This window comes from Paenibacillus lignilyticus, assembly GCF_017942085.1.
GTDB classification, from domain to species: Bacteria; Bacillota; Bacilli; order Paenibacillales; family Paenibacillaceae; genus Paenibacillus_Z; species Paenibacillus_Z lignilyticus.
Genome location: NZ_JAGKSP010000009.1, coordinates 83,688 through 102,864, shown reverse-complemented (window position 1 = coordinate 102,864; position 19,177 = coordinate 83,688). Strand labels below are relative to the sequence as shown.

General features: G+C 51.9%; 28 protein-coding genes. 25 read left to right on the top strand and 3 right to left on the bottom strand.

Features of this window, described 5'->3' with window-relative positions; all coding sequences use genetic code 11:
* Window positions 1-86 precede the first annotated feature (86 nt).
* From helD to fosB, 17 genes are all read left to right on the top strand, one after another.
* Window positions 87-2,492: an RNA polymerase recycling motor HelD gene (gene helD / locus I8J30_RS20585; protein WP_240548232.1), complete on the top strand. Its 2,406-nt coding sequence runs from the start codon at window positions 87-89 to the stop codon at window positions 2,490-2,492.
* Window positions 2,493-2,522: 30 nt separating this feature from the next.
* Window positions 2,523-2,951 (top strand): GNAT family N-acetyltransferase, encoded by a 429-nt coding sequence (locus tag I8J30_RS20580; RefSeq protein WP_210661545.1) that lies wholly within the window; start codon window positions 2,523-2,525, stop codon window positions 2,949-2,951.
* A gap of 161 nt (window positions 2,952-3,112) precedes the next feature.
* Window positions 3,113-3,727: a TVP38/TMEM64 family protein gene (locus I8J30_RS20575; RefSeq protein WP_210661328.1), complete on the top strand. Its 615-nt coding sequence runs from the start codon at window positions 3,113-3,115 to the stop codon at window positions 3,725-3,727.
* A 3-nt stretch (window positions 3,728-3,730) separates the two neighbouring features.
* Window positions 3,731-4,219 (top strand): tetratricopeptide repeat protein, encoded by a 489-nt coding sequence (locus I8J30_RS20570; RefSeq protein ID WP_210661326.1) that lies wholly within the window; start codon window positions 3,731-3,733, stop codon window positions 4,217-4,219.
* A gap of 32 nt (window positions 4,220-4,251) precedes the next feature.
* Entirely contained in the window at window positions 4,252-5,379 is a 1,128-nt protein-coding gene (locus I8J30_RS20565; protein ID WP_210661324.1) for an NADH:flavin oxidoreductase, read from the top strand.
* A gap of 179 nt (window positions 5,380-5,558) precedes the next feature.
* Window positions 5,559-5,906 carry a hypothetical protein gene (locus I8J30_RS20560; protein ID WP_210661322.1) on the top strand — a complete coding sequence of 116 codons (348 nt, stop codon included), beginning with the start codon at window positions 5,559-5,561 and terminating at the stop codon, window positions 5,904-5,906.
* Window positions 5,907-6,000: 94 nt separating this feature from the next.
* Window positions 6,001-6,414, top strand: a complete 414-nt coding sequence (locus tag I8J30_RS20555; protein WP_210661320.1) for a hypothetical protein — start codon at window positions 6,001-6,003, stop codon at window positions 6,412-6,414.
* Window positions 6,404-6,859, top strand: coding sequence for a hypothetical protein (locus I8J30_RS20550; RefSeq protein WP_210661318.1), 456 nt, complete (start codon window positions 6,404-6,406; stop codon window positions 6,857-6,859). The genes I8J30_RS20555 and I8J30_RS20550 overlap by 11 nt, the downstream gene beginning before the upstream one ends.
* A 40-nt stretch (window positions 6,860-6,899) precedes the next feature.
* Window positions 6,900-7,334, top strand: a complete 435-nt coding sequence (locus I8J30_RS20545) for an NUDIX domain-containing protein (protein ID WP_210661316.1) — start codon at window positions 6,900-6,902, stop codon at window positions 7,332-7,334.
* Between the two features lie 51 nt (window positions 7,335-7,385).
* On the top strand, window positions 7,386-8,051 hold the full coding sequence (locus I8J30_RS20540) for an HAD family hydrolase (protein ID WP_210661314.1): 666 nt from the start codon (window positions 7,386-7,388) through the stop codon (window positions 8,049-8,051).
* 69 nt (window positions 8,052-8,120) lie between these two features.
* Window positions 8,121-8,789, top strand: coding sequence for an HAD family hydrolase (locus I8J30_RS20535; protein ID WP_210661312.1), 669 nt, complete (start codon window positions 8,121-8,123; stop codon window positions 8,787-8,789).
* 44 nt (window positions 8,790-8,833) lie between these two features.
* Window positions 8,834-9,319: an NUDIX domain-containing protein gene (locus I8J30_RS20530; protein ID WP_210661311.1), complete on the top strand. Its 486-nt coding sequence runs from the start codon at window positions 8,834-8,836 to the stop codon at window positions 9,317-9,319.
* Between the two features lie 66 nt (window positions 9,320-9,385).
* Window positions 9,386-9,892 (top strand): GNAT family N-acetyltransferase, encoded by a 507-nt coding sequence (locus I8J30_RS20525; RefSeq protein ID WP_210661309.1) that lies wholly within the window; start codon window positions 9,386-9,388, stop codon window positions 9,890-9,892.
* Window positions 9,893-9,911: 19 nt separating this feature from the next.
* Window positions 9,912-10,403, top strand: coding sequence for an NUDIX domain-containing protein (locus tag I8J30_RS20520; protein WP_210661307.1), 492 nt, complete (start codon window positions 9,912-9,914; stop codon window positions 10,401-10,403).
* 31 nt (window positions 10,404-10,434) lie between these two features.
* Complete coding sequence (locus I8J30_RS20515) at window positions 10,435-10,914, top strand: SRPBCC family protein (RefSeq protein WP_210661305.1); 480 nt, start codon at window positions 10,435-10,437, stop codon at window positions 10,912-10,914.
* Window positions 10,915-10,953: 39 nt separating this feature from the next.
* Window positions 10,954-11,541 carry a hypothetical protein gene (locus I8J30_RS20510; RefSeq protein ID WP_210661303.1) on the top strand — a complete coding sequence of 196 codons (588 nt, stop codon included), beginning with the start codon at window positions 10,954-10,956 and terminating at the stop codon, window positions 11,539-11,541.
* A 24-nt stretch (window positions 11,542-11,565) separates the two neighbouring features.
* A complete protein-coding gene (gene fosB, locus I8J30_RS20505; protein ID WP_210661300.1) occupies window positions 11,566-11,988 on the top strand; it encodes a metallothiol transferase FosB in 423 nt (140 codons plus the stop codon).
* A gap of 26 nt (window positions 11,989-12,014) precedes the next feature.
* Here fosB and I8J30_RS20500 read toward each other — a convergent pair whose 3' ends face one another.
* Together I8J30_RS20500 and I8J30_RS20495 are read right to left on the bottom strand one after the other, a co-directional pair.
* Window positions 12,015-12,389 (bottom strand): VOC family protein, encoded by a 375-nt coding sequence (locus I8J30_RS20500; protein WP_210661298.1) that lies wholly within the window; start codon window positions 12,387-12,389, stop codon window positions 12,015-12,017.
* An 80-nt stretch (window positions 12,390-12,469) separates the two neighbouring features.
* Window positions 12,470-13,876, bottom strand: a complete 1,407-nt coding sequence (locus I8J30_RS20495; RefSeq protein WP_210661297.1) for a sulfatase family protein — start codon at window positions 13,874-13,876, stop codon at window positions 12,470-12,472.
* A 293-nt stretch (window positions 13,877-14,169) separates the two neighbouring features.
* Between I8J30_RS20495 and I8J30_RS20490 the strand changes: the two genes are divergently transcribed.
* Genes I8J30_RS20490 through I8J30_RS20475 form a run of 4 tightly spaced genes read left to right on the top strand, consistent with a single transcriptional unit; the run spans window position 14,170 to window position 16,806 of the window.
* The gene (locus tag I8J30_RS20490) at window positions 14,170-15,054 is read left to right on the top strand and encodes a formylglycine-generating enzyme family protein (RefSeq protein WP_240548252.1); all 885 of its coding nucleotides are present in this window, start codon (window positions 14,170-14,172) and stop codon (window positions 15,052-15,054) included.
* Window positions 15,051-15,596: a GrpB family protein gene (locus I8J30_RS20485; RefSeq protein ID WP_210661293.1), complete on the top strand. Its 546-nt coding sequence runs from the start codon at window positions 15,051-15,053 to the stop codon at window positions 15,594-15,596. The genes I8J30_RS20490 and I8J30_RS20485 overlap by 4 nt, the downstream gene beginning before the upstream one ends.
* The gene (locus tag I8J30_RS20480) at window positions 15,593-16,339 is read left to right on the top strand and encodes a hypothetical protein (RefSeq protein ID WP_210661291.1); all 747 of its coding nucleotides are present in this window, start codon (window positions 15,593-15,595) and stop codon (window positions 16,337-16,339) included. The genes I8J30_RS20485 and I8J30_RS20480 overlap by 4 nt, the downstream gene beginning before the upstream one ends.
* Window positions 16,336-16,806 (top strand): GNAT family N-acetyltransferase, encoded by a 471-nt coding sequence (locus I8J30_RS20475; RefSeq protein ID WP_210661289.1) that lies wholly within the window; start codon window positions 16,336-16,338, stop codon window positions 16,804-16,806. The genes I8J30_RS20480 and I8J30_RS20475 overlap by 4 nt, the downstream gene beginning before the upstream one ends.
* On the opposite strand, the gene I8J30_RS20470 is transcribed toward I8J30_RS20475, so the two are convergent.
* A complete protein-coding gene (locus I8J30_RS20470; protein ID WP_210661287.1) occupies window positions 16,795-17,241 on the bottom strand; it encodes a GNAT family N-acetyltransferase in 447 nt (148 codons plus the stop codon). The two genes, I8J30_RS20475 and I8J30_RS20470, sit on opposite strands and share 12 nt — an antisense overlap.
* A 110-nt stretch (window positions 17,242-17,351) precedes the next feature.
* On the opposite strand from I8J30_RS20470, the gene I8J30_RS20465 reads away from it, so the two are divergent.
* Genes I8J30_RS20465 through I8J30_RS20450 form a run of 4 tightly spaced genes read left to right on the top strand, consistent with a single transcriptional unit; the run spans window position 17,352 to window position 19,112 of the window.
* Window positions 17,352-17,858: a GNAT family N-acetyltransferase gene (locus tag I8J30_RS20465; RefSeq protein WP_210661285.1), complete on the top strand. Its 507-nt coding sequence runs from the start codon at window positions 17,352-17,354 to the stop codon at window positions 17,856-17,858.
* A gap of 24 nt (window positions 17,859-17,882) precedes the next feature.
* Complete coding sequence (locus I8J30_RS20460) at window positions 17,883-18,323, top strand: GNAT family N-acetyltransferase (protein ID WP_210661283.1); 441 nt, start codon at window positions 17,883-17,885, stop codon at window positions 18,321-18,323.
* 32 nt (window positions 18,324-18,355) lie between these two features.
* Window positions 18,356-18,658: a fatty acid desaturase family protein gene (locus I8J30_RS20455; RefSeq protein ID WP_210661280.1), complete on the top strand. Its 303-nt coding sequence runs from the start codon at window positions 18,356-18,358 to the stop codon at window positions 18,656-18,658.
* On the top strand, window positions 18,651-19,112 hold the full coding sequence (locus I8J30_RS20450) for a GNAT family N-acetyltransferase (protein ID WP_210661279.1): 462 nt from the start codon (window positions 18,651-18,653) through the stop codon (window positions 19,110-19,112). Before I8J30_RS20455 ends, I8J30_RS20450 begins: the two co-directional genes overlap by 8 nt.
* Window positions 19,113-19,177: the final 65 nt, after the last annotated feature.

Here is a 19,177-nt window from a genome sequence, read left to right as displayed (position 1 = left end):
TTTCTCTAAAGCCTGGAGATAAGTCGGCTGCTGCTTACCGCTATACGGGGCGGGTTGATTGATTCTCAAGAGAGGATGGGTTTAGGTTGAGTCAAGACAATGTGTGGAAGTCAGAGCAAGCACGTGTAATCTCGGTCGTCAAACAGATCGGGCAGCGTATGGAAACGCTGGAACAACAAACGGCGGATACAAGAGAAGAAATGGTCGATATCCGCAAAAACTTCTGGGATGAAGTAACCGTCAACTTCGAAGATTCGGTTGAAATGGCGGAATCCTATGCAAGCTTGAAGCAACAGGCGGAGGTTCTCTCAGAACGCGAACGGACGCATCGTCAAGCCGCGATGCAGCTTAAGACGCTGAGGAAGCTGAAGTCGTCGCCATATTTTGGACGGATTGATTTTCAAGAGGACGGCGAGGGTGTCGATCGAGTTTACCTCGGCATCGCATCGCTTCGCGATGCAGCGGATGAAGATTATCTCATCTATGACTGGCGTGCGCCGATTGCGAGTCTCTATTACGACTATCCCCCAGGTCCGGCTCAGGTGGAGACGCCCATGGGAACGGTTCACGGCGAGCTGAAGCTGAAGCGGCAATTCGTCATTAGGGACGGGGAGATCCGCAGCTTATTTGATACAGGTGTGACTATCGGCGACGAGCTGCTGCAAGAGGTGCTGGGCAAGCAGTCGGATGCAGCGATGAAGAGCATCGTCGGGACCATTCAGCGGGAGCAAAATCGGATCATCCGTGATGAGCGAAGCCGTCTGCTGCTCGTTCAAGGTGCGGCGGGAAGCGGTAAGACTTCAGCAGCGCTGCAGCGGGTTGCCTATTTGTTGTACCGCTTCCGCGGAACGCTGAGCGCCGATCAAATTGTGCTGTTCTCGCCCAACCCGATGTTCAACAGCTACGTTTCGACGGTATTGCCTGAGCTGGGCGAAGAAAACATGCAGCAAACGACGTTTCAAGAATACTTAGCGATTCGAATGGGAAAATCGTTTAAGCTGGAAAATCCATACGCGCAGCTGGAGTACGCCCTTACATCGGAGCTAGACTCCGGTTATCAGGCTCGGATGGCAGGTATCCGCTATAAAGCATCGACAGACTTTGTCGCGCTAATTGAACGTTATCTCGGTCTCCTGGGTCAAGAAGGGCTAAAGTTCCGCGATGTTACATTCCGGGATGAGCTGCTTGTTTCGGCCGATCAGATTGGGGAATACTTCTACGCGCTTGATAGCGCGATCGCGATTCCGAACCGGCTTCGTCTCGTTGCGGAATGGCTGCTTGGCTTATTGAAGGAACGGCAGAAAGCGGCTCTGGAAGAGGCGTGGGTGGACGAAGCGGTTGAGCTGCTGGATAAAGATACGTATTTGAAGGCGCATCAGAGCTTGAAGCGTCAAAATCGCAGGAACAGAGAAGATACGTTCGACGATTTCGATCGGGAACGCGAGCTGCTGGGTCAGTATGTCGTGCAGGAGCAATTTAAGCCGATTCGCGCCCGCGTGCGCAAACTTGCTTTTGTCGATCTGAAGGCGGCGTATGTGAAGCTGTTCAACGATCCGGCGTTCGCAGCGAGTTTGTCCGGTTCCATCGGCAAGTCGTTGCCACGGGAATGGCCGGACATTTGCAAGCAAACAACTTCACGGCTGCAAAATCGGACCATGGCGTATGAGGATGCCACGCCGTTCCTGTATGTGATCGAGCGTATTCGCGGATTCCAAACGAATACCTCGGTGCGTCATATCCTTGTGGATGAGGCGCAGGATTATACGGCTTTCCAATTCGCGTATTTGAAGCGGTTGTTTCCGTTTAGCCGCGTGACCGCGCTCGGCGATCTTAATCAATCGATCAATGCACACGCTGCATCGGATGAGAATACAGGCTTTGCCGCCCTGGCAGCTCTGTATCCGCAGGAAGAAACGGAGACGGTGGTGCTGAAGCAGAGCTATCGCTCCACGCGTCCCATCGTGGAATTCACCAGCCAGCTCATTCCCGGCGGCAACGAGATTCAACCATTCAATCGGGATGGCAAGCGGCCTACTTTAACGATAGCGGCAAACGAGGAGGAATTGCATCGTCTCCTTCAAGCTCGTATCGAAGAGCTGGCTGCAGAAGGCAACCGCACGATTGCCGTTATCTGCAAGACAGCCGTGCAAAGTGCAATCGCTTATGAAGCACTTCGTAATGACAGCAAGGTTAGGCTGATCGAGAAAGAAACGGCAACCTTCGAACCGGGCATTGTCGTCATTCCATCGTACCTTGCCAAAGGAGTGGAGTTTGATGCGGTTCTGGTGTATGATGCATCTGCTGCTTGCTCCGGTTATGTGAAGGAGAGCGAACGCCGGTTGTTCTATACCGTATGTACGCGCGCGATGCATGAGCTGCATCTGTTTGCAGTGGGCAACACGCTAAATCCGTTTCTGGGCGGAGAAGCGGCCAATTACTACGATGTTCCAGGCACTCGGTCTTCTGACACCACGCCGGTTCATACTTTATAACTGTGAAAGAGGTATTTATTCGTGGATTATATGCGAGCTACTACAACTGATTTGTTAGAAGAAGCGATTGCCGTACGATTCGAAGTGTTCGTGGATGAGCAGAAGGTGCCTGCGGACCTGGAGCGGGACGAATATGATGTCTCGCCGGAAGCTTGTCATCATTTTGTCGTGAAGGATAACGGCAAAGCGATTGCAGCCGGAAGATGGAAAGAATATGAGCCCGGCGTTGCAAAGCTGCAGCGAATTGCGGTTCTGCTCCCTTACCGCGGACACGGCGTTGGCAAGAAGCTGATCGAAGCGATGGAGCAGGACGCTCGCGAGAGCGGCTACACTTCATCCATATTAGGCGCGCAATGCACGGCCGAAGGCTTTTATCAGAAGCTGGGCTATGTAACGGAATCGGAAGAGCCATTCCTTGACGCCAACATTCCGCATGTAAATATGCGCAAAGTGCTGTAACAAACGAGTCTTCGGAACAGATTAGAACACCTTTAGAGAAGCAGGCAGATGCTGCCGCGATTCCGGGGGTGTTCTTTTGTATGCCTGTCCCAAGTTACCATTTCTTGCATCTTATAAATCGAATATGCGATAATCGCCAATAGAAAGCAGGTGTACGTGCGTTGAAACGCGGGTTGATTATCATCGGGTACGCTTTAATTATTGCGATTGTATGGTATAACAAAACCGAGCTGCTCGATTGGATGAAAGAAGGGGAAGCGCCGTTTCTGCTGATCATGCTGCTTGTGACCGGCCTTGCATGCATTCCCGTCATCCCTTTCAGCGTTGTAATCGGAACGATGGGATTTCTGTATGGACCTCTGCTGGGTGCGCTGTTCAGTTTGATCGGTGCATGGCTTGCCGCAATCTTCATGTACGGCTTGTTTCGTTACGCTCTTCGTGAGCGGGGTCGAGAGCTGCTGCGGCGATATCAACTAACGGATCGGTGGACAACGATGGTTGAGCGTCACCCGTTCCGATCCATTCTTCTTGCACGGCTGATGCCGATTCTGCCGCAGACTGCGGTGAATTTGTATGCAGCCGTTGCGGCACTTCCGTTCTTGTCTTATGCCCTGGCATCTCTGCTTGGCAAATTGCCGGCGATGCTGATTTTTGCTTTTATCGGTGATCACATCTCGGGTGACTGGCAGTCGTTGCTGCTTGTGGCAGGCGTATATGTCCTGTTTCTGCTTACGGTTTATGGTTCATTTCGATATTGGCAAGCAAGGGGGACCTAAGGAATGGATGATCTACATAAAGCCATTTCGCTGCGAGAGGCGGGGCAATTGGAAGAGGCGCGTCAACTGTTGCTTACATTGGTGAAGAAGGACGTAGACAATCCGCAGGTGTGGTATCAGTGCGCTTGGGCACATGATGTATTGGAGTTGGAACGAGAAGCGATCCCTTATTATCGGCAGGCGCTTGCGCTTGGTATCACGGGTAAAGATCGGCAAGGCGCTTATCTGGGGCTTGGCAGCACGTTTCGAGTATTAGGAGAGTATACGGAAGCTAAAGCGATCTTCGAGCAGGGACTCTCTGAATTTCCGGAATGCCGAGTGCTTCACGTTTTCTATGCGATGGTGCTGTATAACTTAAAGGATTTCAGCGCCGCCATGGCAATTATGTTACGAGAGCTTGCTGAAACAAGCGAGGATGCGGGTATTCGCGATTATAAGCGAGCTATACTTTATTACTCGGTCAAGCTGGATGAAGTGTTGGACGTTCAGTAGCTTATCGCTCTAATCCAAAGGAGGAATAAATAATGACGCAATCGAACTCACCTAACCACACTGCAGCTTTAAAACCTTTATTTACGCCATTTCAGCTGGGAGATCTTACTATTCCTAATCGCATCGTGATGGCACCGATGACCAGAGGGTTCTCTCCCGATGGAGTGCCGGGTCAGAATGTTGCCGACTATTACCGCCGCAGAGCTGAAGGTGGAGTGGGACTCATCATAACAGAAGGCACTCTAATCAATCATCCCGCTGCTTCAAGCAGTCCTAATTATCCCAGTTTCTTTGGCGAAGCAGCGCTGCAGGGCTGGGCTCAAGTTGTCCAAGCGGTGCATGAAGCCGGCGGCCTTATATTTCCACAGCTGTGGCATCAAGGTACCGTTCGCCAAATCGGCAATCTTCCCAATGTGAATGCGTTACCCGTTGGTCCGTCTGGTCTTACTGCTGAAGGTGTTAAAGTAAATGAACCGTTGACGCAAGCGGAAATCACCGAAATTGTTCAGGCTTTTGCTCAGGGAGCTGCCGATGCGAAGCGACTTGGCTTCGATGGGATTGAAATTCACGGCGCTCACGGGTATTTAATCGATCAATTTTTCTGGGACAAAACCAATCAGCGTACGGATCAATATGGGGGAGGCCTTGTGGAGCGCACTCGCTTCGCGGCTGAAATCATTGCAGCCTGTCGCCTGGCCGTTGGTCCCGAGTTCCCTATCTGTCTGCGGATCTCGCAATGGAAGGTCACCGATTACAATTATAAATTGGCTGCTAATCCAGATGAGCTTGCGCGGTTCTTGGCTCCTTTGGTCGAAGCCGGCGTTGACATGTTTCATTGCTCTACTCGCCGTTTCTGGGAGCCGGAGTTTGAAGGGTCCGAGCTTAATTTTGCCGGATGGGTCAAAAAATTAACCGGGAAACCGACGATTACGGTCGGATCTATTGGACTTGATGGGGAGTTTCTCGGGTCCTTTGCCGGAAAAAGCTCCGGAACTGAAAGCATCGATAAGCTGCTTGTCCGTCTGGGACAGGAAGAATTTGACCTCGTTGCTGTCGGCAGGGCGATTCTGGTCGATCCGGAGTGGCCTCGCAAAATAAGGGAAGGCAAAAAGGATGAACTGTTGCCCTTTACTTCGAGTGCATTAAGCACCTTATCTTAATAACGAACACCTCATACAAATGCAATCCCTACAAGTAATGGAGGGGGTTGCATTTTTTATTGAAAATTGTATTCACGTTTATAAAAAAGTAAAATTTTAGAATGAATTAAGTCCGAAGCGGGCCACTTTCGTTTAGGATAGAGATATAAACTTGGTGCTCCGATTGGAGGTGGAACAGCGTGCTGAACAAAATTAAAAACCCGCATATCGAAATCGTCGGTTATGCCGCATCCATCCTCACGACGTTGCTTTGGATGGTTTTAGTTTGGCAGGACCCTTATTTCGAGGGGATGAACAAGGTTGATCCGACTCAATCCTTTCTGATGTTAGTCCTGCCTGCTTGTTTATTTGGCATTGGCTTATTGCAATCTCGGGTCATCATCATGCTCGCTGCGTTTCTTTGGAGTGTTCCGTTTAGCATTTTTATGTTATTCTCTTCCGGTATGTTTGTCCTATTTGGCGTTTGCTGCCTCCTCTATTTAGTTTGCGCCGTATTGTCTCGCATCAATAAGATTCGGTATTGGTAGAGGATTGAGAGATGGCAGGCAGTGAAACATTATGGCAGATCGTGACGTTGGTAGGATATAGAAATCGTTTATCCTAAGGTCCGGGGGGTACAGCATGAAAAGAATAACCATACTGCTCTTGATTATCTTCTTAGCCGGCAGTCAGTTTCATCTGGGCGGAAGCGCTGCCAAATTGCGACCGATCACCCTCGCGGAGGTTTATCCCGGGGATATTCGGAGGGTTACGAAAATGGAGCTTTTGAACGGTTCCTCCGGAGAACGTGCCACGGTGGAAGATAAAGAAACGATATCGCAGTGGATCAATCAGGTGAAGGATTTGAAGCTGAAACCGGATGAAAATCAAGAGGCTCGAACGGGTTATGTGTTTGGCATCAGCTTGTTTGAAGGGGAAATGAAAACAATGGGGTTTACTCCCAATGGAATCGGGGAGGTTTACTATGAGTCGAATCCGCAGTTTGAAGCCTTTACCCGCTCGTTATTCGAGAAGGCGTTCGGGCATGCGTTTTAGCAGAGGGAAGCGCATGATCGCAGCGGGTGTTGTTTTGCTGCTGCTAACAGGCATCCTGCTGATTCATTCCCTGTATCTATTCAATCCGTTGACGTTTCATCGCGATAATGTGACGTTGTATAGCTGGTGGCATTACCCCAAGTCAATGGTGATGGAAATCGCTGATGTCGATCGAGGTTGGAAAACCGTGGTCGTTACCGATCCGGAGGAGATTCGGCATATGTATACGGACCTTAAGGCTGCACCGGAAACAGAGCGTTTGCAGCAAGCGGGCCACCACTTCGTAATCACTACAAGGCACGCCGGCACTTCAGGAAACGTCGGTTGGATCGATCAGTTTAACGGGTATACGGAAGGCGATATTCAAATCAACAATGGGAAGCAAGTCGAAATCGGAAGCACGCTTCAGGCGTTGCTGAAGAGACTGATGACGGAGCAGGAGTGAAGCGGGATCGTATGAAAAACATCCGAAAAGAGGGATTCCGGTGCCAAAAGGTCAGGATGCTTCAGGAATTATCATCATCGATGAGCGGAACAGAGTGCTGCTGGTTCGTCAGACGTATGGGAAGAAGAAGTGGTCCATCCCCGGCGGCATGGTCGAAGACGGGGAATCCGCATGGACTGCGGCCGAGCGGGAGCTGCAAGAAGAAGCCGGTATCAGCGTTCGCGACATGGAGCTGTCGGGTGTCTATTTTCAACCGCATAAGAACCGATACATATATACCTTTAAAGCGGATCACTATGTAGGCACCATGCGCATAGATAACCATGAAATCGATCAGTACGGCTTTTTCGATCTGGAAGCACTGCCGAGGCCGATCTCCAGCTTCACGATTCAGCGACTTACGGATGCGATTCAACATTCGAAAACCGTCTTTAAAGAAGAGACGATTGATCGGTACGAGATTTTGTATGGGTAGCGTGGTTAGGTGAAGAGCTGTTCAATTCGACTACTGATCCGGGGGGCGCCAATGCAGAATTCGATTAAAGCTGTTATTTTTGATTTGGATAATACGATTCTCGATCGAACCCGAATGTTTAGCGATTTTACGCATGCGTTCCTGGGTCATTACTTCAAACACCTCGAATCGACTCAGCCCGTCTATGACCGAATGATGGAGCTGGATCTAGATGGCTACAAGGACAGAAATGTGTTATTTGCTGAGCTGCTTGCAGAACTGCCATGGCGAGAAACGCTCACCCATGCGGATTTAGCAGAGTACTATAAACGTGAGTTTATCAAACACGCCGTATTAATGGATCAAGCTACGGACGTCATCTCTCACATAAGAGAGAACTATCGAACAGGGTTAATCACCAATGGGAGAAATGCCGTCCAGTACGGAAAGATAGATCGATTGGGAATTCGGGATGCTTTTGAGTTCATTATCGTGTCCGAAGAGGCTGGGGTGAAGAAGCCGGATGCGCGAATTTTCCAAATGGCGATCGATAAACTTCAAGTAGCACCTGAAGAATGTATGTATGTCGGAGACCATCCAATCAATGATATTGAAGGAGCATCGATGTCGGGGATGGGAACGATATGGATTCGTGGCAAGCATAACTGGAACGATGCTTTGAAGGCCAAACCATTACATACGATTGATCAACTCAGCGAACTGTTCCGGCTTCTGTGACGAGATAGCGGATCGAACCATCCAGGGCAGCTCAAAGAAGAAGTTCAACCATCGTTTGGAGGCGACCGCGTGACCGTTAAGGCTGTGTTTTTCGATTTATTTGAAACCTTAATCACGGAATTTGAGCAGGGCAAAAGAATGTCGAAGCGGAACTACGATTACAGTGCGCTGCTGGGCCTCTCGAACGCAGACTTTAAGAAAGAGTGGAGCCTGCGCCAAGAGAAGCGCATGAATGGGCATTTCGCCTCCTACGAGGAAGCGCTTAAAGACATCGCGCAAGCAAGAGACTTGCAGATTAATGAGGACTCGATTCGCTATTTATATCAATCGCGAATAGAAGAGAAGATGCTCCCTTTCCACGCGATTCGCGGTGAGATTATGGAACTGTTAACGGAGCTTCGCAGCCATCCGATCAAGCTCGGCTTAATCAGCAATTGCACGGAAGAAGAGGTGACCTATTGGCCGGAATCCCCTATATCGGCGTTTTTCGATGAGGTTGTGTTTTCCTTTGACACCAAATGCAGCAAGCCGGATGCCAGAATCTATGAGCTCGCCTGCGAGCGATTGCATGTGAAACCTGAGGAATGCGTCTTCGTCGGCGATGGAGGATCCAATGAATTGGAGGGAGCTTCGAGAGCAGGGATGCGCGTGTATCATGCCTTCTGGTTCAACACCTATGTGCAAAGCGAGTATAGCAAACTGCTGAGTCCAACAGATCTGATGAAGGAACTTTGGTAGGCGAACGAAACAGGCGAAAGGAAGTCCCCATGGAGCTAAGACAAATGGCAACGGTATTCTTGTTCAATGACAACCATGTCTTGATGATGAAGAAAACGGGCAGCAGGCTCTATCCGCATGAGTTTTATTCCGGGCTAGGCGGGCATCTGGAGCCAAATGAGCTTAACGATCCGAAGACAGCCTGCCTCCGGGAGATTGAAGAGGAATCAGGCATATCTGATCAGAACATCCATGAGCTGAAGCTCGGCTATGTTTTGCTGCGGGTGAAGGAAGGCGAGATCCGGCAGCAATTTGTTTATTTTGGACGGACAAGCGATAGGCAATATGTGCCTTCTGAGGAAGGCGAGCTGATGTGGGTCGAAGAGGGGGAGCTGCTGAACCTGCGAACCTCGAAAATCATCCATTTTATGCTGCAGCATTACTTCGCTCACCGTCACTCCGATGAGGTGATGGTCGGCACAATCGCTCTAAACGATGAACAAGAGCCGATCATGCAGTGGTCGCGCTTGCAGGACCCGATTATTTTCTAGATGCTCGAAATACCGTTACCAATTCTGGTAATGGTCTATTTATTTTTCGAAAAGGCAGGTGGTCGGATGAACATTCGCGAAGCGTCCATTGCTGACTGTGAAGGAATCGCCAAGGTCCATCTGGAAAGTTGGCGGACGACGTATGCCGGTCTGGTTTCAGATTCTTATCTGGCTGGGCTGACTTTGGAAGGTCGCATGCGCAACAGATCATGGGCCTTCAACAATCCCCACCCCGATCAAATTACGCTTGTGGCCGAAGAGGCGAACGGCCGTATTATTGGCTTTGTCGATGCCGGGAAGAGCCGCGAGCCGGATTGGGGCTATGAAGCAGAGGTGTATGCCATCTATCTGCTGCAAGAAGCGCAGGGTCAAGGCCACGGTAGACGGCTGTTCGCTGCTGCACGGGACACGATGAAGGCCAGATCCTACTCCTCGCTCATGCTCTGGGTATTGAAAGACAACCCCTCCCTGCATTTCTATACCAGGCTTGGCGGCGAATTCATCGCGACCAAGGAAATTCAAATTGGGGAACAGCTGCTGCCGGAATCGGCGATAGGTTGGAAAACCATCTAAAAGGGAGGGTTACGGCAAGATGTCGTTTCCGATTCGAGTCAGACCAACCGCTCTAATTATCGAGAATGATCATGTTCTGCTCATCGAATACAGCGAGCATAAGGATCGGCTTCATTATAATCTTCCGGGCGGAGGTGCCGAGCCGGGTGAATCCGTTACGGAAACGCTGGTTCGCGAACTGCGCGAAGAAGCCAATGCCGAGATCGATATCGGGCCGATCGCGTTCGTGTACGAGTTTGCACCGCATCGGCAGTCGGGGGAGTATGATTCGGAGACGCCTTGTCTTCATCTTATTTTTGACTGTGCGATTCAAGAGGGATCGGTGCCCGGATTGCCGGACTCCCCTGATCCGATGCAGGTGGGAGTGCGCTGGGTAAGTCTTCAGGAGCTCGAAACCGTGACGCTGTACCCCAACATGAGTAAGCATATTATGGAATACGCCCGCACGAAGAGATCTATTACCTTGGTTGAAGATCATCAACTGGACAGGTATGCTAATAACATGTCATAACTTGACCCCATACAAAGGAGCTGTTCGCAAAATGATCCAAACAACGTTGATTGCCGAGCCGGGCAAACAAGAGTACTTTATGAGCGTTACGTTCGACGCGCCGCGCGAGCTTGTTTTCAAGACTTATACCGATCCGAATACGATCGCGGAGTGGTGGGGGCCGAGACGGTTAACCACGACGGTTGACCAAATGGATGTCAGAAAGGGCGGCGTATGGCGGTACGTGCAGCATGACAGCAAAGGCAATGAATACGCATTTAGCGGGGTCTATCATGAGAGCGTTGCACCTGAGCGACTTGTACAGACATTCGAATTTGAAGGCATGCCGGGTCAAGCCGGTCTTGTTGTAGTGACTTTCGAAGAGCTCCCGGGCGGCAAAACAAAGCTGACCGAGCAATCGATATTCCCGTCGCTTGCCGCCCGCGATGGTGTGATTCAATCGGGGATGGAAGCTGGGGCGAAGGAGCTGTTTGAGCGATTTGCCGAGCTGCTGGCGAAGCTTCAAGCCTAGTTCGAATCTACATGAGTTAGTGAGTGAGGTGGGAACGAGATGTCGCCATCCTTGATGATGAGAAGTGATACGGCTTATACCTTGAATTTCCTGGTGTACATTCAAAATCTGTATTTAAACCAACGAAGCGGGCAGGGTGAGGAGCGCTATAGATTTCCTTATCTTTCGGAACGAAAGATTCCGTTCTTGGCTGATTTTGAGAGGGAGTTTGCGAAAGTGTGGGCGGAAGCCGCTTCAACTCGTATAGCCGAGGAGCCCTTTCATGATTTGAACATGTTCAAAGCGCACAGGGAGCTGGTGTACGAGAGGCTGTTCGTGCAAGAGGCAGGCAGCGATCGCCACTATGACGACATTTATCGATCCTTCTTTGCTTGGTGGAACAGCATGGCCGGGCGGTTTGCGCTGGAGCGTGCTTTTGACAATCAAAAGTTGTACGATGCATTGAAGGCAGCGGTTCTGGCGAACGGCGGCAAAATACGCAAAACGTTCGATATTAGTATTTTGTACGACGCTTGCACGCTTGGGGAAGAGAAGGCATTTTCGTATTTTGCGATTATGCCGTATGCGGATTGCTTATTGAAAGAAGGAGTCCTCGTGGCCAAATTGAGGGCTTGTTTAAATAAGTAGAGGTTTATGCCGGAGGAGATGCCTATGCAGCCAGAACGGATCAATCATCTTTGTTTCTCTGTGTCCAGTTTGGAGCGTTCCGTTTCCTTCTATGAGCAGGTGTTTGGCGCCAAGCTGCTGGTGGTCGGGCGTTCACTTGCTTATTTTGACTTGTTCGGTTTGTGGGTTGCCTTGAACGAAGAGCGGGACATCCCGCGACATGAAATTCATCAGTCCTACACGCATATGGCGTTCACGATTGCGGAAGCGGACTTCGATGCTTGGCTAGCGAAGCTGGAAGGGCTTGGGGTGAACATGTTGCCGGGCCGGTCAAGGGAAGCAGAGGATCGTCGATCGATCTATTTTGCCGACCCGGATGGACATAAGTTCGAGTTGCACACGGGAACGCTGGAGGAGCGATTGGCACATTACCGAAACACGAAGCCGCATATGACGTTCTACACATAGGCTCTTTCGGTATTTAAAGGCGGCCGTTATTGCCACTCCAGAAACTCTAGACGATTGCCGAAAGGATCAGCCGCATAGAAACGCGTGACACCTTCGTCTGCCCGAGCCTCATCGTCGATGACTTGAATCTGATTGCGAAGCAGATGCTCACGCAACGCTTGGATGCCGCGAACGTGGAAGGCCGGATGCGCTTTGGTCGCGGGGACAAAATCCCGCTGCACCCCGATATGGACCTGATGGCGGCCGCATTGAAACCATACGCCGCCGCGTTGCCGCAGCGGCTCCGGCTTAGGGAGCTCCGTCCAGCCGAGCACGTCGGCGTAGAAGCTGCGAGCCGCTGATTCGCAGCCTTCGGGAGCTGCGAGCTGAACATGGTCGATGCCGTCGTATTGGTAGGGCATGATGTGGCCTCCTTATGAACTCAGCCCCGACTTGCGGGGCTGAGTTTCGTCGTAAATCGATTCGTTTTACAAGCAGCAAGCTAGTGCAGCGCTTCATCTCCGACGTCGCGCATCAGCTGTTCCATCTCAAGCGTGAGCGCTTTAACAAGCTGCTCATAGTCCGGAGAATAGTAGACGTTGCGCAGCTCGTACGGGTCCTCGGCCAGATCAAACAATTCCCATTCCGGCGGCTTGGATTCGTCGCGGGAGCCTGTAGTGCCGAGCGCTTCGGCATAGTAATAAATAAGCTTATAACGCTGCGTTCTCATTCCATAATGGGCGTACACCTCATGGGCACCGTCCAGATGCATCCAGTAACGGTAGTACATCGAGGTTCTCCAGTCCGCAGGTGTTTCGGCGCTCAGTACGGATCTGATACTGCGGCCTTGCATCGTCTCCGGGATCGGGAGGGCGGCGTAGTCCAGGAAGGTGGGCGCGAAGTCGACGTTCAAGATCATCGTGTCGCTGACCGTCCCGGCTTGGATGGCCCTAGGGTAACGAATTAGGAATGGCATGCGCAGCGATTCCTCATACATAAATCGTTTATCGAACCAGCCGTGGTCGCCTAAGAAGAAACCTTGGTCGGACGTGTAGATGATAATCGTATCGTTGGTTTCGTCCTCTTCATCCAAATAATCGAGCAATCGGCCGACATTGTCGTCGACGGAGGCAATGCAGCGCAAGTAATCCTTGATGTAGCGCTGATATTTCCACTGCTTCTCCTGTTCAGGGGTTAGTCCAGCGGGCGGAGCGCCTTTCGTATCCAATTCGTGCAGATCTTCGATGCGCATCTTAGCATTCACGGCAGCCTGAGAGCGAGTGGCATAATCGTCGTAAAAGGTTTCCGGCTCCGGAATATCGATATCTTCATATAAGTGCATATGCTTCTTATCCGGCTCCCAGTGACGATGAGGGGCCTTGTGGTGACACATGAGCATGAACGGCCGTTCTTTATCGCGGTTCTTCAGCCAATGCAATGATTTATCGGTAATAATATCGGTTACATAACCATCAAATCGCTGAGAAACGCCCATTTCGATCATGACGGGATTGTGATACTCGCCTTGGTCGGGAAGAACGCTCCAATAGTCGAACCCGGTCGGATCGTAGTGACCACCGTGGCCGAGATGCCATTTGCCGACAATCGCGGTTTGGTAGCCGTCTTTCTGCAGCAGTTTGGGAAAGGTCGTCATGCGTCCATCAAGCGGGTCGGCGAGCGTCTTGACCCCATTGATATGATTATATTGTCCCGTTAGAATGGCTGCGCGGCTCGGCGTACAAATCGAATTGGTGCAGAAGCAGTTGTCCAGACGCATGCCGCCTTCCGCGATGCGGTCAATATTCGGTGTTACATTGATTTGGCTCCCATAGGCGCTGATGGCGTGAGAGGCGTGGTCATCTGACATGATAAACAGAATGTTCGGTCGTTTCGAAGTATTCGTGGTCAATTTGCATCTCTCCTATCCTCTTGAAACGTATCGATAGATTTACAGGTATTGTATAATATTCCCTTGGAAGCGTCTATAACGGGTGCCGATCTCGGCAGCCGATTCCTATAAGCAAGGAGATGACAGAGATGGCTGAACAACTGAAGTCCTGCTGCTGCGCAAGCAGAGGCGATGCGGCTGTGGAGGCGTCGGCGGCGGAAGTGCCAAGCGAGCGCAGCGAGAGTACCGATCAACGGCAGCAATTACCGGAGCCGGAGTCGGGGTTAGCGCCGTCTGCACAGGCTGACGAGAACATGGTGCTCATTCCCGCAGGGGAGTTTCTGATGGGTACCGAGGATGCGGAAGGATTTCCGCAGGATGGCGAAGGTCCGATCCGCAATGTGAAGCTGGATGCCTTCTGCATCTCTCGTTATGCGGTTACGAATGCGCAGTTTGCTCAGTTTGTGGCAGCGACCGGCTATGTGACGGAAGCGGAGAAGTTCGGCTGGTCGTATGTGTTTCACCTTCTGGCGTCCGATGCGACCCGTGAAGCAGCGGCCGGCGCACCTCAAGGCACGCCATGGTGGCTCGCGGTTAACGGCGCGTATTGGGCGCAGCCTGAAGGGCCGGATTCCACGATCACGGAGCGGGCAGAGCATCCGGTCGTGCATGTGTCTTGGAACGATGCGGCAGCTTATTGCGCTTGGCGAGGCGGGCGACTGCCGACCGAGGCGGAGTGGGAATATGCGGCAAGAGGCGGTTTGGTACAACGGCGATACCCATGGGGGGATTTGCTGAAACCGGATACCGAACATCTCTGCAACATTTGGCAAGGAAAGTTTCCGGTCAAAAATAATGCAAGCGACGGCTACCACGGAACCGCGCCCGTAGATGCTTATAAGCCGAACGGGTACGGGCTGTACAATATGTCCGGCAATGTGTGGGAGTGGTGCAGCGACTGGTTCACGCCGCAGTATCACCGGGTTACATCAGAGGTTAGTCCTCACTATACGAAGCCGACGCATGCGCGGTCGATGCGCGGGGGCTCTTATTTATGTCACAAATCGTACTGCAACCGGTACCGGGTGGCAGCGCGAAATTCCAATACGCCGGACAGCTCGACCGGTAATTGCGGTTTTCGCATCGTTAAGGCAGTAGGCGTTGGCGAAGAGGCAGGCGGGGGAGGCCATCGGCAGTGAGCGATCCGATTATTGTGGTTCCTTATGATCAAGGGTGGGTAAGCGAGTTTCGGGAGATTGGCCTGCGACTGCGCGAGGCCCTTGGCGAAACCGCGCTGCGCATTGACCATATCGGCTCTACGTCGGTTCCCGGACTGGCAGCCAAGCCTGTGATCGATATTCAAGTTTCGGTCCGCTCCCTTGAGCCGGTAGATGTGTATCGTCATGGTTTTGAACAGCTGGGCTGCGTGTTCAGAGCGGATAATCCGGAGCGCACCAAACGCTACTTCAGAGAAGGAGCGGGTACGCGTCGCACGCATATTCATGTACGGGAAGCGGGCAGCTTCGGTGAGCAATTTGCGCTGCTTTTCCGCGATTATCTGAGAGCGCATCCAGATGAAGCGGACGGCTATGCGAATGTGAAAATGAACCTGATGGCGCAGTTCGCGCACGATCGGCAGCGCTACGTCGATGAGAAGGATCCTTACATCTGGGCCATCATGCGCAGGGCCGGCAATTGGAGCCAAAGCATGGGCTGGAAGCCGGGAGCATCGGATCTATGATGAAGGTCGATTTTGCGGCTTGGAAGCATTATTTTCTGCAAAACCAGCAGAATTTAAGGGCGATTGATTGGGCGGATTCGTACCGGCTGACGGAAGCCGAGCGAGCGTGCATTCGGACATCCATTCAGCAGTTTCAGCTCGGCGAGAGCTCCGAGGGCAAACATCTCATTCATCAGGCGAAGCGTTATGCCGAGCGAACCGGGCATCACGATTATTATGAGGCGGTCACCGCTTTTATCCGCGAGGAGCAGCGTCATGCCAGAGACTTGGCACGCTTTATGAAAGGCCAGCAGCTGCCGTCCATCCGCGGTCACTGGGTGGATCATGTTTTTCGCAAATTACGCCAATTCGCGGGGCTCGAGCTGTCTGTCATGGTGCTGATTACCGCTGAAATTATCGCGAAGGTCTATTATATTGCACTTCAGCGAAGCACGAAGTCGAAGATGCTGCAGGACTTGTGCGATCAGATTTTGCAGGATGAGGAGAAGCATGTCGAGTTTCAATCGGAAACGCTCTACAAGCTGGGCGAGGGCAGGCTGTCAGTTGTGAATCGCGCCTACAGGCTGGCCCATCGCGTGCTGCTTGAAGGTACGCTTGTCGTCGTTTGGCATCAGCATCGCACTGTATTTCAAGCCGGCGGGTATCGATTCCGTGATTTTCTGGCTGCTTGTCGGCAGGAATTTCGCTTGTCCGGCAGCATAGCCGCCTGGGTCACGCGAACGGGGAGGACGTATGAGGGATGATTCGGATTATGGAGCTGAGTGATCAACCGCAGGCTTTTATCGATGAGGCAATCACTTATATTTGGAACCAATGGGGCAGCGAGCACAATTATGCGTTCTATCGCGACTGCATCGTGCACGCGCTGCAAGCGGATGTGGATGTGCCCAAATTCTATGTGGCTGCCGATCAGGAGAAGGAGCAGTTTATCGGCATTTGCGGCGTGCTGAGGAATGATCTTATCAGCCGGCAGGATCTGTTTCCATGGCTTGCTTGTCTTTATGTAGATCCTGCTTACCGGGGTAAAGGGCTTGGCAGCCGCCTGATGAAGCATCTGGAAGAGGAGCTTGCAGGCAAGGGTTATACGCAGCTTTACTTAAGTACAACCCTTGACGATTATTATGAGAGGTATGGGTGGAGCTACTTCAGCCAGGGCTATTACATGGACGGGAGCGGCACGAAAGTGTATCGCAAGCCGCTAGGCGGATAAGGTCCAGTACAGCATCCCGTCTTGCTCGTCCGTTTGTTTCATGCCGAGCTTCTTCAGTACGTTGATCGAAGCGTGATTGTCTGCGAGGCATTCGGCGACGATCGCCGCGGCTTGGCCAGTGGAGAAAGCCCAGTCCAGGAGCGCTCGAACACTCTCGGTCGCATAGCCTTGATTGCGCGCAGAGGGGTTGAAACCGTAGCCGACCTCCGCGATGCCGCCGGTTGGTGTGCCTTTAAACCCGATGTCGCCCAGCACTTCGCGGGTTGTGGTGTCGGTCACCAGCCACACGCCCCAGCCAAGCAGCGTCGGATCGAGCTTCAACTGTTCGATATAACGGCCGATATGTTTCTTGTCTTGGATATAGGTTTGAAAATCATTTGCGTTCAAGGTGGAAATCGGGAGCAGCGTTAGTCGTTCAGTGGTAACGATAAACATGGGTTCGGTTCACTCCTTAAGCAGGATGCGGTTTCGGGCCTATGTTCCATCATAGGGGCAGGGTGCGGTCGAACACAAGCTTTTATGGAAATAGGAAGGGGAGGCTGGCTATGATTGTGATCAAAACGATTACGCCCGACGACGTAGAGGCGTACTGGCGATTGCGGCTGGAAGCGCTGCGTGACAGTCCGGAAGCATTCGGAGCAACGTATGAGGCATCGGTTGGCACGCCAATGGAATCGGTTAAAGCGCGGATTCAGGTGACCGAGGATCAGTATGTTTTAGGCGCGTTCACGGGGGCTGGAGAGCTTGTCGGCATGGTCGGGTTCCGGAGGGAAGAGTCCGTCAAGGTGCAGCATAAAGGCTTCGTGTGGGGAATGTACGTGTCGCCGGCAGCTCGCGGGCAAGGGGTTGGACGACTGCTTCTGCAGGAGCTGCTGAACCGGGGGCGCGAGCTGGATGGGCTGGAGCAAATCAATCTCATGGTCGTCACGGGCAACGAGCGGGCGAGGGGCTTATATCTGTCGCTGGGCTTCGAGGTGTACGGCTTGGAGCGCAGAGCGCTTAAGTATAAAGGGATCTATTATGATGAAGAACTGATGGTGTATACGATCTAATTTGGAAATAGGGAGGTTGTCAGGATGGTGATTGTTCGTCCATATGAGTCGGAGTCGGATCTGGAGTCGCTCACCGCGCTGATGGCTGATCTGGGATCGCCGTCGACGCCCCAGGATATGAGGCTGCGAATGGCGCATATTGGGGGGAGTCCGAATTATTTTACATTCGTGGCCGAGCTCGAAGGGGCGGTGGTTGGCATGGTCGGCCTGCGAATGCAGTTCAGCTATGTCAGCAGTGATATTAAGACGCAAATATCTTCGCTAGTCACGAAGAAGGAGTTTCAAGGCCGCGGCGTAGGCCGAGCGCTGCTGGCGCATGTGGAGCGGTGGGTGCAGGAGCAAGGCGGGCATTTTATCTACTTGAACAGCGGGATTAAGGAAGAACGACTGGAAGCTCATGAATTCTATAAGAAGCGGGGCTACACCATTACGGGTTATCGGTTTGCAAAGAAGCTGCAGCGTTAGTAGAGCAAACACAACCAAAGGAGCCTAACACGGTGAGAAAAGTTGAGATTCGTGAGATCGGTACGAAGAGCATGTTTAAAACAACGATTTATCTTATGATCATACCAATGGCGCTGATGGCGTTTATTGGTCTGATGATTACCATAATTGGGGCAGCTACCGGGAAAGGCACGCTGCTTGTTGTAGGAATTCCTTACTTGGTTATACCTTTCTTTCTTGTTTTCTTTTATGGGGCTCTAAGCATGCTAGTAGCATTGGTGTATAGCGCGTTTGCGAAGAAGTTCGGCGGATTGGAGCTAACGCTGGTGGATAAGGATGCGCCTACAGATGTCTAAACTGAGAATTCGCTCAATAGGTGAAGACGAAGAACTGCCTTATAGGCTACTGCTGCTGGCCGATCCGGAGCGGCAAGCGATTGACGCTTACGCTGGACGAAGCACCTGCGCGGTGTTGGAAGAGGACAGGCAGGTGATCGGTGTTTATTTACTGCTCGCGACTCGGCCGAAGACGGCTGAAATCATGAACATCGCTGTGCGGGAGGACTGCCAGGGCAGAGGTCTCGGCAGGAAGTTGATCGAGCATGCGGTACAGTGTTGCAAGGAGCTAGGGTATCGGGCAGTTGAGATTGGGACGGGCAATTCGAGCCTGAACCAGCTTGGGCTGTATCAGAAATGCGGATTCCGCGTAGTAGGCGTGGAGACGGACTATTTCGTCAAGCATTATGCGGAGCCGATTGTGGAGAACGGGATTCCTTGCCGGGATATGATCCGGCTGCGGATGGAATGGTGAATAGCGGAAGTGTGAAAAGGCAGCGCTGGCAGCTGCCTTTTCTTAGGTCAAAGTCTTATTTCAAC